This window comes from Sinomonas albida (assembly GCF_004919045.1).
GTDB classification, from domain to species: domain Bacteria; phylum Actinomycetota; class Actinomycetes; order Actinomycetales; family Micrococcaceae; genus Sinomonas; species Sinomonas albida.
The window spans coordinates 132,875-146,133 of record NZ_SWDW01000008.1 but is presented as its reverse complement, the minus strand read 5'-3'; the positions used below and the strand labels follow the sequence as shown (position 1 = coordinate 146,133).

The following is a 13,259-nucleotide window of genomic DNA, read 5'->3' as shown; positions in this document are numbered from 1 at the left end:
GCCTCCCCTCCCCCGTTCGTTTTTCTTACGGTTTTCGAGGTGTCGGTTCGGGGCTTCCGTAGGCTTCTGATCGCCCAGGGATGCGGGTATGGCTGACTGTTTTTCGCCGTCGTGGTGGCTTAGCCGAAATGGCCGCCCGCGTCCCACGACGACTCGACCGCTGATTGAGAAGTGCGACGTGATCGCTGTGTAAGAAAATGCCGGCGTGGTTGTCCGTGGGCGGCGCTGCACACGACTTGAGACGAAGGGGACTCCATGGCGGAACTGTGGGCCGGTATCGACGCGGGCAAGACCCACCACCATTGCGTGCTCATCGACCAGGAAGGGGCCCGGCTGCTCTCACGCCGGCTCGCGAACACGGAGGAGGAGATCCTGACCCTGATCGCCGACGTCCTCGACCTGGCCGCGGGCCGAGAGGTCCATTGGGCGACCGACCTGAACCAGGGCGGAGCCGCGCTGCTGATCAGCGCACTGCTTGCGCACACCCAGACGGTCTTCTACATTCCCGGTCGGGTGGTGCACCACGCAGCACGCACCTACAGCGGGGAGGGCAAGACCGATGCCAAGGACGCGGCGATCATTGCCGACCAGGCCCGAATGCGACACGGACTGCAGCAAGTGCGGGCAATGGACGAGACCATCGTCGAGCTGCGCCTGCTCACAGCGCGCCGCACCGATCTCGTCCATGACAGGACACGGTCGTTCAACCGGCTCCGCGCGACCCTGCTCGAGTACTTCCCCGCGTTGGAGGCCGCCTTCGACTTCTCCCAGCGAAAGGGCGCCGTCATCCTGCTGACCAAGTACCAGACAGCGGAGCGGATCCGAAGGGCCGGGCGGGCAAGGATCGAGGCATGGCTGCGCAAGCAGGGCTGCAGCCGCCCGGACAAGATCGCCGAGGCCGCCGTGGCTGCCGCAGAACAGCAGTCGACGACGGTCGTCGGCCACACCGCGGCGGCAGCGCTCGTGGCGCGGATCGCAGGCGACGTCCTCTCCCAGATCGAGCAGATCACCGAGGTCGAGACCGAGATCAAGACACGGCTCCAAGGGCACGCCCACTTCGAGATCCTCACGAGCGTGCCCGGCTTCGGCCCGCAGCTTGCCGCCGAGTTCATCGCTGCAATCGGCGGGAGCATGGACCGATTCGCCAGCGCCGACCACCTCGCCGGGATCGCCGGTGTGGCGCCGGTGCCGAGGGATTCGGGAAAGGTCAGCGGGAACCTCCGACGGCCCAAACGCTACGACCGCCGCCTCCTTCGGGTCTGCTTCCTCGCTGCCCAGAGCGCCGCCAGATACTGCCCCGAATCACGCACCTACTACGAGCGAAAGCGCGCCGAAGGGAAGAACCACAAACAGGCCGTCCTCGCCCTGGCCCGACGCCGCATCAACGTCATCTGGGCCCTCCTCCGGGACGGAACCACCTTCCACCACCGAAAACCCGAAGCGGTGCCTCTGGCGGCATGACGACTTCTCGCCGACCTACCTGAAGATCGCGGGCGCCATACGGCTACCCTTGGGGCCGTGGTGTGGCTGATCGTCTTCGTCGCGGTGCTTGCGGCAGTTCTGCTGTGGGGTGAGATCGTTCATTGGCGCGCCAGACGCCGCCGACTGGGCTCCCGCCCCGGTCCCGGTGGCCGCGAGGCGGTACTCGTGCTCGGTTTCAAGAACCGCAGCACACGCCCGAACCTGGTCAACCGCTTCCGGGTACGGGCAGGCCTCCGGTCACTGGACCCGGAGCCAGGATCGTCCGTCCTGATCCTCAGCGGAGGCGGCGTGGGAAGCGAGGTCCCCGAAGCGGAGCTCATGGCGAGTTACGCCCGAGAACGCCGGGGCTACGACGGCCCGCTGCTGACCGAAACAGCCAGCCGGACCACATGGGAGAACATCCAGAACACCATTCCCCTGATCGAGGACGCCGACCGGATCAAGATCGTGTCGAACTCCCTCCACGCCGAGAAAGGGCGAGCGTACCTCCGCAAGCTGCGCCCGGACTTGGCCGACCGGCTCGTTCAGGCAGACGAGTACCGCTTCGGTGAACTCATCTGGCTCAAGCCCGTCCTGGCCGTCGTCGGCATCGAGAACCTACGCAGGTACGATTCCCAATCCGAACGGTGACACCCCACAGCGACGTCGCTGATGCCCTTCCACGGAAGACCGCCGCGATCTACGATCACTCTGGCGAGGGGGTCCGTGATGCGTCGTTTCGGTTCGGTCGGCCGAGTCTGTTCGGTGATTGTCCTTCTCGCGGCGGGGACGCCGCCGTCGTGCAGTGGCCCAAGCGCGTGCCCTGCGGTCGGCTATATCTCCATGGTGACCCTGCACATCACACCGGAGCGCGCAGCCACCCTGGCCAAGCTCGACATCGAGCTGTGCCAAGACGGTGCCTGCCACAGCCTGGCCGTCGACGCCACGGCACCGCTCACACCCGGGCCCGTTCCCCTGCCGACGCCGCCCGGTGCGCCCCGGGCGGAGCCTCTGCGTGCCGCAGACGGAAGCATCGACGTCCGCATCGAGATCGGCGTCAACGACGATCCCCTGGACGTCACCACGTCGGGCACCAACACCTCCGGCTGGTCGATCGGCACAAGCCACGCTAGGCTCAACCCAACGACCACCTATCCCGACGGCCGCGGATGCGGCGGGCCGACAAACGCAGTGGCCACACTCGACAGGCTAGGCCTCAGAGCCGGCTGACCTTCCGGGGACACCCGTTCGTGGAGCCGACGGGCGAAGCGATCAGGTCCGGGCCCCGACCCCCAAGGCCTTCCCCGCTCTGCTTCCACCCAGCTTGACATTGCCATTGAGATTTCGGCTGGCGAACTTGTTCGCTTGCACCCGGCCGGGGCCGGCTACCCGAAGGGCGGCACCCGGCGGGAAATCTGCGCAGGAAACAAGCGAGCGAAGCGAAGCGCCGGAGCAGAATTCCCGGCGCGTGGCGGCCCCGACGAAGGAGGGGCTGGCCGGTTCCGGGCGGGTGCGTACAATCCGCAGGAATCTCAATGCTGTTGTCAACGCGCTCGGTCAAGCCAGCAAGGTCTCTTGGGGGTGTTCTGGCCGCCGTGCGAATGAGCAGAAAGCCTGGGTGCCGTAACCAGCTGGGGCGAGTATCATGTCCCCGCAAGGTGCCGTTCGTTAGCTGAGGCTCCTTCGCGTACAGAAGCCAGCGACCCTGAACGTCGAGAGACGCCACGGGTCAGGACAGGCTGCCCCGGACGCAAGGGGCAGCCCCGATTGGCTCCCTCCCCGAGGAGGGTCACGACGCGGAGTGCTGAAGGTCTTACGAGGAAGGGCACCCCGGGCGGTCCGCCCGGGGCCTCCCAGGCACGTGATGACGATGCCCAGGAGGTGGTTCGCCGTGGCGAGTGGCGATAGTAGTACCTCCCGACGCGCATCCTGACTGGTCCCTCTCCTGCCCAGCTCTTCCCTATTCACTGCATGCCGATGACGGCCCTACCCGGGCCCTTCCGGCATGCTCGCTTCAACTCGCCCGGCCACCGCCGGGAGGAAGCAGGCCACCATGCCCAAGATCCCCATGAACAAGACGACTCCGCCGGGCCGCACCGGCGCACAGACCACTGAACCCGCAGCCCCAGCCGCCCCCCACGGCTCGGCGGTGCTCGATTCGGCCCACGTCGGCGACATCAAGGGCGCCTTCGGCACCATCCGGCTCGATGACTCCTCGGTGCAGTCGAGCTGGAAGACCCGGCTGAAGACCCTGCTGGCCATCGTCGGGCCGGGCCTGATCGTGATGGTCGGCGACAACGACGCCGGCGCCTTCGGCACCTACACCCAGGCCGGCCAGAATTACGGCACGTCCCTGCTCTGGACGCTCCTCCTGCTCGTCCCTGTGCTCTACGTGAACCAAGAGATGGTGCTCCGCCTCGGCGTCGTCACAGGCGTGGGGCACGCCCGCCTCATCCTCGAGCGCTTCGGGAAGTTCTGGGGCGCGTTCAGCGCGATCGACCTCTTCATCCTCAACGCCCTGACCATCGTGACCGAGTTCATCGGCATCTCGATCGGCCTCGACTACCTCGGCATCCCCAAGGTCTGGGGCGTCGTCGTCTCGGCGCTGTTCGTCATCGGCGCTGCCAGCACCGGCTCCTTCCAGCGTTTCGAGCGGGTCTGCATGGCCCTCGTCGCCGGCTCGCTCCTGCTCGTGCCCGTGTTCTTCATGGCCGGCCCGGATTACGGGCAGATGGCGCACGACTTCGTCGTCCCCGGCATCCCGGCAGGCTCCGACATCGCGGACGTGACCCTGCTGATCATCGCGATCGTCGGCACCACGATCGCCCCGTGGCAGCTGTTCTTCCAGCAGTCCTACGTGATCGACAAGCGCATCACCCCCCGCTACATGAAGTACGAGCGCGTGGACCTCTGGCTCGGGATCGGCATCGTGATCCTCGGCGCCGCGGCCATCATCTCCTTCACCGCTGCCACCTTCGCGGGCCGACCCGAATTCGGCCACTTCACCGACGCCGGCGGCGTGGCCGAGGGCCTCGGCACGTACGCCGGGCACCTCGCGGGCATCCTGTTCGCCCTCGCGCTCATCGACGCCTCCATCATCGGCGCCGCCGCGGTCGGGCTCTCGACCTCCTACGCGCTCGCAGATGTCCTGGGCCTGAAGCACTCCCTGCACCGCAAGCCCAGCGAGGCCAAGGGCTTCTACGCCGCCTTCGCCGGCATCATCGCCGTCTCGGCGGTCATCGTCATCATCCCCGGCAGCCCTCTGGGCCTCCTCACCGTCGGAGTGCAGGTCCTCGCCGGAGTGCTGCTGCCGTCGGCCACCGTGTTCCTGCTCCTGCTGTGCAACGACCGGCAGGTCATGGGGCCCTGGGTGAACGGCCGCGGCAGGAACATCTTCACCTCCGCGGTCATCGCCATCCTCGTGATCCTCTCCGTGGTCCTCACAGCAGCGGTCCTGTTCCCGGACATCGACGGGGCGACCATCCTGGAGATCCTCGGCGGCGGCGCGCTCCTGGCCATCCTGGCCGCAGTCGCCCTGGTCGTGGTTCGCGCCCGCGCCAGGGCGAAGGGCACCGCCGCGCCCGAGGAGCTGGCGGTCGACCGGTCGCAGCGCTCCACGTGGCGAATGCCCCCGCTGGCCCTGCTCGAGCGCCCCCAGCTCTCGCTCGCCCGCCGCACCGGGCTGAGCGTGCTGCGCCTGTACCTGCTCGTGGCGATGATCCTGGTCATCGTCCGCGTCGTCCAGCTCGCCCTCGCCGGCGCCTGACAGCCCACCCTCCACAGCCCCTCCCTGCTGGCATAAAGTCACCCTGAGAATGTGCACCGAAAGGCACCCGATGACCACCGCAGCACCGACCGCCGCCCTGTCCCTCTCGGCCCTCCTGCGCCAGCCCGTCACCGACTCCGACGGGCACCGCATGGGCGCTCTCGCCGACCTCATCGTCCGCCTCCGCCACGACGACTACCCGCTCGTCACGGGCCTCGTCGTGGCCGTCGGGAACACCCGCGTCTTCGTCTCCGCCCACGACCTCGCCGCCCTCGCCCCGGAGCGGATCGAGCTCGGCATGAGCACAGTGGACCTGCGCGAGTTCCGCCGCCGGGAGGGCGAGGTCCTCCTCTCCGAGGACGTCCTCGGCCACCGCCTCATCGACGTCACCCGCGCGGCATTCGTCAAGGCCTACGACGTCCAGCTCACCCCCGTCCTCGACGGCTGGGCCGCCACCGGCCTCGACGTCCACCGCCGCCGCTGGCTCACCCTCGGCGCCCGACACGCCGCCCACGCCCCGCGGGACTGGAAGGACTTCGAGCCGCTCATCGGCCATGCCGAGTCCGCAGAGGTCCGCGCCGTCACCGGACGCATCCCCGAGCTCAAGCCCGCCCAGATCGCGGACATCATCGAAGAGGCCACCGACGAGGAGCAGGACGAGCTCATGGCCCAGGTCCACGCCGACCCCGAGCTCGAGGCCGACGTCTTCGAAGAGCTCGACGAGGACTCCCAGTCCGAGCTCTTCAAGGACCGCACCGACGCCGAAGTCGCCGAGGTGCTCGGGCGGATGCAGGCCGACGACGCCGCCGACGCGCTCATGGACCTGCCCCAGGAGCGCCGCTCGCCCGTCCTGGGCCTGCTGCCCGAGCCCCAGCGCTCCCGCGTCCACCGGCTGCTGGGCTACCACGACCTCACCGCCGGCGGGCTCATGGGCACCGACTTCCTCGCCCTGCCCGCCACCTCCACCGTCGCCGACGCCCTCACGGCCGTCCGCGGCGCCGTGCTCCTCCAGCCCCAGGCCCTGTCGGTGATCTACACCCTCGCGCCCGACGGGACGCTGGATGGAGCGCTCAGCCTCGTCCACGCCGTCCAGGCCGACCCCGACCGGGCCCTCGCAGAGGTCGCCGACCGCGACGTCGTCACCGCCTTCCCCGGCGACGACGTCATCGACGTCACCACCCGCATGGCCGACTTCAACCTCCTCGCCCTGCCCGTCATCTCCGAGGACCGGCGCATCCTCGGGGCCATCACCGTCGACGACGCGCTCGAGGCCGCCATCCCCGAGGACTGGTCCCGCCGCGAATCCAACCACCACGAGACAGGAAGGGAAGGCTGATCTCACTGGCGCGGAAAGACGTGCCGGGCGTACAGTAGCAGTGTGGAGGGACACGGCCGGACCAGGGCACAGCGCGAACACCCGAGCCTGAGAGTTCTGGTCGTCTCCAGGCTGCTCGCCCGGGGCGTCCCCTCGGACCAGATCGGGAGGATCACCGGGGTGCCCGCGGCCCTCGTCACGCTCATCGCCCAGGAGATACCGCAGCCTCGCCCTGGCAGGACCCGCGAGCCGGGCCCGCGAGCGACAACACGGCATGGGGACCGCTTCGGCCCCCTCCCGCGACGCCTGGCAACCCTCGCGGTCTACGGGGCCGGCACCGCCGCGACCATCATCTGGCACCAGCCGCTCATGCTCCTCGCGGTCGCGGGCGCGGCATTGATCGCCTCCCTCCCAGCTGAACCGCGAGGAATCACCAGCCATCGAACCGCCGCTCCTGACGGCAGTCTCGTCAGGCAGCAGCCAAGCGCGCGGCCGCCCGGCCGGGTGGGGCGTAATTCGTACTGTCGCGGAGCATAGCCCACAGGACGTTCACCCTGCGGCGTGCCAGGCAGAGGATCGCCTGGATGTGGGTCTTGCCCTCGACGCGCTTGCGGTCGAAGTAGGCGCGGGACTCCGGGGAGCTCTTCAGGCTGGACAGGGCCGCGAGGTAGAAGACTCTCAGGAGCCGGCGGTCATAGCGCTGCGGGCGGCGGTGGTTGCCGCTGATCTTGCCCGAGTCCCTCGGGACCGGAGCGAGGCCGGCGACGGCGGCGAGCCGGTCCGCGTTCTCGAACAACCCCAGGTCGCCGCCAGTGGCGGCGAGGAACTCCGCCGCCAGGAGCGGGCCGAACCCGGGCATGCTCGTGATGACCTCGGTATGGGGGTGGGCGGCGCCCCGCTCGGCGATGAGGGCGTCGAGTCCGGCGAGCTCGTCCTGGACCCGGAGGACCTCTTTCGCGAGCCCGGCGACGACGAGGGCACCGGCGGCCTGGCCGGGTACGGCGGTGTGCTGTCCGCGGGCCGCGGCGACGGCTGCCTCGGCGACCGCGGCGCTGCTGCGCGCGCCCTGCTTCTTCAGCCAGGCCTGCAGCCTGGCCTGGCCGTACCGGCGGATCCCGTCGGGGGTGTTGTGCCGGGTCAGCAGGGTCAGCGCGGCCTTGGACCTGCTGTAGTCGAAGGCTGCCTCGAGGGCCGGGAAGTACTCCAGCAGAGCCGCGCAGAGGCGGTTGATCGCCCGGGTGCGGTCCTCGGCCATGTCCGCGCGGCGGGCGGTGAGGATACGCAGGTCCGCGCTGACCTCGTCGCCGGTGCGCAGGGTCTGGAGGTCGTGGCGCATCCTGGCCTGGTCCGCTATCACGGCCGCGTCCTTCGCGTCCGTCTTGCCGTCGCCGCGGTAGAGCCGGGAGGCGTGGTGGACGGTGCGGCCCGGGATGTACAGCAGCCGCTGGCCATGGCCGTGCAGCAGGGCGATCATCAGCGACGCCCCGCCACGGTTGAGGTCGGTCGCCCAGACCACCTCTTCCCCGAGGGCGTTGACCTCGGCGATCAGGGCAGTCAGGTCGCCCTCGTAATTGCCGACCTTCCGTGACAGCAGCCGTGTGCCGTCGGTGTCGATCGCCACGCAGTGGTGGCCTGTCTTGCCGGCGTCGACGCCTGCCCAAACCTGCATGAATGGTGCCTCCGATCTCCAAGGCGAACAAATGGGTGGCCCCTCAGACGACTGGCCGTCGTGTCCTTATCCAGCGATCGTGTCGCGTCTCTCAATTCAGCGGTCAAGCCATCAGCGGGCGGCGGGCGGCCATTCCTGCGAAGCCGTCACCTTCCGGCCCGGCACAGCCGAAAATGCCATACCCACCGCCCCGGGTAGCCCGGACACTACTGCAGCCGGCCCAGCCAACCCGGCATCAACATAAGGACAGCCGAAAGACGATCAAGACCCCGGGGCATGGACGGGGCCGGAGCGAAGCGCAGGCACCGGCCAGGACCCGGGGCCACAGCCCGAGCGCAGCGAGGACCGAATGCCAGGGCGCAGCCCTGGCCATGCCTTGGCACAGTACTGACCCCATTAGTAACTAATGGTTCTAAGAGGCTGATCTTGGGGCCAGGCGACAGGGATGAGGACCTCGCACCCGCGCTCCCGGCGCATTGGGCCAGCACTCCAATCTCCGGCCGACACCCCCGCTGCCGCATTCTGAAGCGTGGCCGCACACCTAGTGGTTAGCACCTCAACCGAGGCCCGCTATTCGCACTACTGAGGAGACAAGTTGACCACTCTCGTGGCCCTCGTGGCCCTGACCTTCGGGATCCTGCACATCGGCGCGGGCGTGTTCGGCCTGCGGAAGCTCTACTCGCAGGACTGGCACTACTCCTACGACAGGCTGGACGTCGCGTTCAACTGGATCGTGTTCGGGGGCGGCGCAGTGGCGATCCTGACCGGCGTCCTCTTCGTGACGAAGGCGGCAAACCTCTTCGTCCCGGGCTAGTGGAGCTTGGCCCGGGCGTCCTCGCACGCGGGGCGCCCAGGTCGGGCCCGTCCAGCGCAAGCTGCTCGTATCAGGTCCTCGTCGGCTGGACTTTGGAAGCGGGTCCGCCTGGCCACGAGCTCAGTCGTCCGTGCGAGAAATCAGAGTTTCTCGAGGCCGCTCCATAACTCCTGCTCGAGCCATCCCCGCCCGACGCCCATAGAACCGAGGTCGATGTGTTCGGTCGAGGGGAAGGCCCGAAGCAGGGATCTCACTCGCCCCGGCCACTCCTCGTCAATATGAGTGGAACGCAAGATGTAGGCCATCACCGCTAACGCGCTGTAGACGCCGAACTGTTTGGGAGCCTCGCTCTCACTGAGATGCGCGAGCAACGGCACCTCAGCTGGCCGTGGCCGTTTCGGTGCGGTCACCAGTTTGCGGTTGAAGAGCCTGGCGTGATGAGCAGCGATGTTCCGGACATAGTTCAGTGTGGCGAGCCAGCTTGCCATCAGTCGCTTGGTCGGAACGCAAAAGCTATGTGCCACCTCCGTGGCCACATCATTGCGCAATCCTGTGTAGAGGCGGGAAAGATGGCCCAGCTCAAGGATCTCCGTCAAGGCCCAGATTGGCATCCGGTCGTCATACTTCGCACGAAAGTGCGCGACGAACGCCTCATCGGAACTGTCCTGCCGGCTCTTGATCCGCGAGAGCCATTGCCCATGCTGACTGGCAGTGACCGCACCGTTGGCATCTGTGGTGGGTGCGATGAAGGCCGAGACGAACATGGTCGGCTCCTCGTGAGCGAAGGCATGATGCCGGCCCAAGGTGTGCCCGATCTGCGTGCGAATCGCCACCTCGAGCCGTTCGACACCCTCGAGCACGAGCATGCGAAGGCGTCGGTCAAAGTCCAGCAAGTGGGCCGCGTCCATGATCCGAGTGCCTGGGCGATAGCGGTTGAGGACCTGGACATGGGTGCGGCCTGTCTCATCCAAGCGGTCCTCTGACTCACGGAAGGGATAGAGGTAGCCGGTCAGACGGTAGTAGCCGATCTCGTGCAGAAGCGCGGCCGTCTTCTGCTTGTCGTCAATCTCGACGCCGCGAGAGACGAGCCTTTCGATCTGATCGTGGACCGGAAGCCACGGCTTCAGGTACTCCATGCGCCCCCCAGACAAGAAAATCGGCCCGAGCCGTAAGGCGAGCGGGCCGATCATGATGTTGAGACTGTATCACCGAAGTCGGACTAGCGCCGTGCCGCTGAGCGATGGCCCCTGGTCCATCGGTGATGATCCCAGCTCAGGTGGTCGAGGGTCGACTATCCAATCAAAGGTTCCTTTGATGGGACGGTGGCGCGAGCTGGCGCCCCTCCCCCACGCAGGGACTGTCAGTTAAACGGTGTGCGGGGCCTTGGCGGTTTCAGTGAGTGGTTCTCTCGAACCGGTCCGCGAAGGTGATCGCGAACGCGTTGAGGGCTGGCTTCCACCTGATCGCCCAGCGTGCCCTGCCGCCGCCTGTGGGGTCAAGGGAGCGGGTGACCAGGTAGAGGCACTTCAGCGCCGCGGCCGCGGTCGGGAAGTGGCCCCGTGCCCTGACGGCCCGGCGGTAGCGGGCGTTGATCGACTCGATCGCGTTCGTCGTGCAGATCACGCGCCTGATCTCCACGTCGTATTCGAGGAACGGCACGAACTCCGCCCAGGCGGACTCCCAGAGCCGCACGATCGCCGGGTAGCGGGAACCCCATTCCTTGGCGAACTCGGCGAAGCGGTCCTTCGCCGCGGCCTCGGACGGTGCCGTGTAGACCGGTTTGAGCGCCTTGACGATCGCGTCGCGGTGCTGCCGGCCTGCGTACTGGAACGAGTTGCGGATCAGGTGAACGATGCACTGCTGGACCACCGTGCGCTCCCACGTGGTGGTGATGGCTTCGGGCAGGCCCTTGAGCCCGTCGCACACCGCGATGAACACGTCCTCGACCCCGCGGTTCTTCAGCTCCGCGAACACGCTCAGCCAGAACCTCGCCCCTTCGCCTCCCTCGCCTCCGGCCCAGATGCCCAGGATCTCCCGTTCTCCGTTCGAGCTCACTCCCATGACCACGTAGAACGGGGTGTTGCGCACCTGGCCGTCTCTGACCTTCACGACGATCGCGTCGACGAAGATCACCGGGTAGACCGGGTCAAGCGGGCGGGAGGACCACTCCGAGAGCTCCCCGGCGACCTTCTCGGTGATCTTCGAGACCGTGTCCTTGGAGACCTTCGCCCCGTACACCTCGTCGAAGTGCGCGGCGATCTCCCCGGTGGTCAGGCCCCGCGCGGAGAGCGAGAGCACGATCTGGTCGATGCCCTCCAGACGGCGCTTCCGCTTGGGCACGATCACGGGCTCGAAGGAGCCCTCCCGGTCCCGGGGAACCTCGATCTCCACCGGTCCGATCTCCGTCAGCACCGTCTTCTTCCGTGTGCCGTTTCGCATATTCGAGCTCAGCGGCCGCTCGCCGTGCCCGTGGCCCAGATGCTCGGTCAGCTCTGCCTCGAGCGCAGTCTCGAGGACCTGCTTCGTCAGCCCGGACAGCAGCCCGCCCGGCCCGACAAGCCCGACGCCCTGCTCTTTCGCCTGGGCAAGAAGCTGTTCGGCCAGCTTCCTGTGGTCGATAATCTCTCCCGTCACAGGATCGACCATCACATCAGAATCAATCTCGGTCGTGTCCGACACGGCCTGTCCTTCCAGTCAGGCCAAGCCCCCACACACCGTTTTTCCGACAGTCCCTTTCGGGTACAGATCATCTGTACCCGAGACGGGAAAACGCGCGAGTTGGCGTACCCGAAACGGGAATGGGTGACGGGAGTGGGGGGCCGGGGGCGAGGTCAGTCGAGGCCGAGACGGGCCAGGCGGCGGCGGGCCGCGGCCTCGCTTGGGCCGTGGCTGCCGAGCGCGAGGCCGACGACGGCGAGTGTCACCTGAGCCCCCTGCCGCGCCGGAAGCAGGCCGCGCCTGAGCGACTGCCGGTCGAGACCGAGCAGTTCGACGTGACGGTTGGACATCGAATCGACGGCAGCGGCAAACAGCGTCCGATAGCCCGGAACGAGCAGCGGGTCGAGCGGAAGGCGGCGCAGGAAGCCGACCGCCTCCTCGAGGCGAGGACTGTGCGCGAGGCGCGCGCCGTCGTCGTACGCGGCGAGCTGTTCGCGCAGTTCGGCGAGGGACCGGGGCGGCTCGGCGACCCCCATGAGCTCGCCCGCCGTGGCCCATTCGCGCACGTACTGGTCGGCGCCGCCGGGCGGGAGCGGCCCGCGGAGATATTCGTACGAACCGAGGAACGCGTCCGCGAACGCAAGGTGGACCCAGGCCAGGAGCTCGGGATCGTTCGCAGAGTACGCGCGGAGATCGCCGTGCCCATCGGTGTACTCCCCCACGACGGACTCGTGCCTGCGGTGCACATGCTCGCACGCGCGGCCAGCGGCCACGGTGTCGCCGTACGTGACCGTGAAGACCCACCGGATGGTCCGGGCCAGGCGGGCCAGCGGATCCTCGCGGTAGTAGGAGTGGTCGAGCACGCCCGCGAGGACCCCGGGATTGAGCGCCTGAGTCAGGAGCGCCCGGATGCCGCCCACGATCGGCGTCATCCCGCCATGGACGCGCCACGTGACCGAATCGGGCGCAAAGTAGCCCGCGTCGTCGCCCTTCTCGAGGGCCAGCTCCCACTCCGGGATGCCCTCGGACTGGCCCGCGAACGTGAGACTCAGCCGGCGGCGCAGAGGGGCCAGAAGACCGTTGCTCATCCCTCCAGCGTCGCGCGATGCGGCGCATGCGGCAATCCCACCTTCAGTCGTCAGGATCAGGTGAGTCCGCACCGAGGCGCACTGGTCCCGTCAGCGGTCCGCGGCCATGGCTCGGGCCGTCTCGGCGAGCGCTTCGTCGGTCGAGGCAAACCGTCAATACAGCCTCCCGAGGAGGCCGGACCCTCGCACGAGCTGAGCAGCATCCTCGTCTCGGCGGGCGCGGAGCCGCGTGTCGACGTCGGCCGCTTGGCGGGCCGATTCGCGCAGCCAGCCCCACGCGCGAATCGCTGCGGCACGAGCCGTCGCAAGGCCCGCGGGCCGGGGGCGCGGGCGGGCAGGAAGAGCGGCGATTGAGGGGGTCGGAACGGTCTGGAGGGCGGGAACGGTGCAAGCATTCGTGGTCATGCCCTGAGTCTGCGCCGGGCCGTCGGGGCGGCGATACGATTCGGCTCTGCCCAAATCCTCGCCGTGGAAAGCGCGAATTCGTA

The 13,259-nt window shown here is 68.1% G+C and carries 11 protein-coding genes and 1 riboswitch; of the genes, 6 read left to right on the top strand and 5 right to left on the bottom strand.

What is annotated here, in order from left to right:
* Positions 1-255: 255 nt before the first annotated feature.
* From E6A26_RS09960 to E6A26_RS09940, 5 genes are all read left to right on the top strand, one after another.
* The gene (locus tag E6A26_RS09960) at positions 256-1,461 is read left to right on the top strand and encodes an IS110 family RNA-guided transposase (protein ID WP_136611039.1); all 1,206 of its coding nucleotides are present in this window, start codon (positions 256-258) and stop codon (positions 1,459-1,461) included.
* A 57-nt stretch (positions 1,462-1,518) separates the two neighbouring features.
* The gene (locus tag E6A26_RS09955) at positions 1,519-2,112 is read left to right on the top strand and encodes a YdcF family protein (protein ID WP_211129074.1); all 594 of its coding nucleotides are present in this window, start codon (positions 1,519-1,521) and stop codon (positions 2,110-2,112) included.
* A gap of 192 nt (positions 2,113-2,304) precedes the next feature.
* Positions 2,305-2,691: a hypothetical protein gene (locus E6A26_RS09950; RefSeq protein ID WP_136611038.1), complete on the top strand. Its 387-nt coding sequence runs from the start codon at positions 2,305-2,307 to the stop codon at positions 2,689-2,691.
* A gap of 427 nt (positions 2,692-3,118) precedes the next feature.
* A riboswitch (M-box (ykoK) riboswitch) is annotated at positions 3,119-3,291 on the top strand.
* A 223-nt stretch (positions 3,292-3,514) separates the two neighbouring features.
* Entirely contained in the window at positions 3,515-5,227 is a 1,713-nt protein-coding gene (locus E6A26_RS09945; RefSeq protein WP_234865316.1) for an NRAMP family divalent metal transporter, read from the top strand.
* Positions 5,228-5,297: 70 nt separating this feature from the next.
* Positions 5,298-6,563, top strand: a complete 1,266-nt coding sequence (locus E6A26_RS09940) for a magnesium transporter MgtE N-terminal domain-containing protein (protein ID WP_136611037.1) — start codon at positions 5,298-5,300, stop codon at positions 6,561-6,563.
* 448 nt (positions 6,564-7,011) lie between these two features.
* Here the strand turns inward: E6A26_RS09940 and E6A26_RS09935 are convergent, their stop codons facing one another.
* On the bottom strand, positions 7,012-8,211 hold the full coding sequence (locus E6A26_RS09935; protein ID WP_136611036.1) for an IS110 family RNA-guided transposase: 1,200 nt from the start codon (positions 8,209-8,211) through the stop codon (positions 7,012-7,014).
* Between the two features lie 595 nt (positions 8,212-8,806).
* Here E6A26_RS09935 and E6A26_RS09930 point away from each other — a divergent pair.
* Complete coding sequence (locus E6A26_RS09930; RefSeq protein WP_136611035.1) at positions 8,807-9,025, top strand: hypothetical protein; 219 nt, start codon at positions 8,807-8,809, stop codon at positions 9,023-9,025.
* A 140-nt stretch (positions 9,026-9,165) separates the two neighbouring features.
* On the opposite strand, the gene E6A26_RS09925 is transcribed toward E6A26_RS09930, so the two are convergent.
* The 4 genes from E6A26_RS09925 to E6A26_RS09910 form a co-directional block, all read right to left on the bottom strand.
* A complete protein-coding gene (locus tag E6A26_RS09925; RefSeq protein WP_234865314.1) occupies positions 9,166-10,215 on the bottom strand; it encodes an Abi family protein in 1,050 nt (349 codons plus the stop codon).
* Positions 10,216-10,417: 202 nt separating this feature from the next.
* A complete protein-coding gene (locus E6A26_RS09920; RefSeq protein WP_136611034.1) occupies positions 10,418-11,671 on the bottom strand; it encodes an IS256 family transposase in 1,254 nt (417 codons plus the stop codon).
* A gap of 185 nt (positions 11,672-11,856) precedes the next feature.
* Positions 11,857-12,771 (bottom strand): oxygenase MpaB family protein, encoded by a 915-nt coding sequence (locus tag E6A26_RS09915; protein WP_136611033.1) that lies wholly within the window; start codon positions 12,769-12,771, stop codon positions 11,857-11,859.
* A gap of 153 nt (positions 12,772-12,924) precedes the next feature.
* Positions 12,925-13,176: a hypothetical protein gene (locus E6A26_RS09910; RefSeq protein WP_136611032.1), complete on the bottom strand. Its 252-nt coding sequence runs from the start codon at positions 13,174-13,176 to the stop codon at positions 12,925-12,927.
* Between the last annotated feature and the right edge of the window lie 83 nt (positions 13,177-13,259).

What these genes read in the sequence shown, in the direction of transcription:
- E6A26_RS09960 (WP_136611039.1), top strand. Translation starts at nt 256, where the DNA reads ATGGCGGAACTGTGGGCCGGTATCGACGCGGGCAAGACCCACCACCAT.
- E6A26_RS09950 (WP_136611038.1), top strand. Translation starts at nt 2,305, where the DNA reads ATGGTGACCCTGCACATCACACCGGAGCGCGCAGCCACCCTGGCCAAG.
- E6A26_RS09945 (WP_234865316.1), top strand. Translation starts at nt 3,515, where the DNA reads ATGCCCAAGATCCCCATGAACAAGACGACTCCGCCGGGCCGCACCGGC.
- E6A26_RS09940 (WP_136611037.1), top strand. Translation starts at nt 5,298, where the DNA reads ATGACCACCGCAGCACCGACCGCCGCCCTGTCCCTCTCGGCCCTCCTG.
- E6A26_RS09935 (WP_136611036.1), bottom strand. Translation starts at nt 8,211, where the DNA reads ATGCAGGTTTGGGCAGGCGTCGACGCCGGCAAGACAGGCCACCACTGC.
- E6A26_RS09925 (WP_234865314.1), bottom strand. Translation starts at nt 10,215, where the DNA reads ATGATCGGCCCGCTCGCCTTACGGCTCGGGCCGATTTTCTTGTCTGGG.
- E6A26_RS09920 (WP_136611034.1), bottom strand. Translation starts at nt 11,671, where the DNA reads ATGGTCGATCCTGTGACGGGAGAGATTATCGACCACAGGAAGCTGGCC.
- E6A26_RS09915 (WP_136611033.1), bottom strand. Translation starts at nt 12,771, where the DNA reads ATGAGCAACGGTCTTCTGGCCCCTCTGCGCCGCCGGCTGAGTCTCACG.
- E6A26_RS09910 (WP_136611032.1), bottom strand. Translation starts at nt 13,176, where the DNA reads ATGACCACGAATGCTTGCACCGTTCCCGCCCTCCAGACCGTTCCGACC.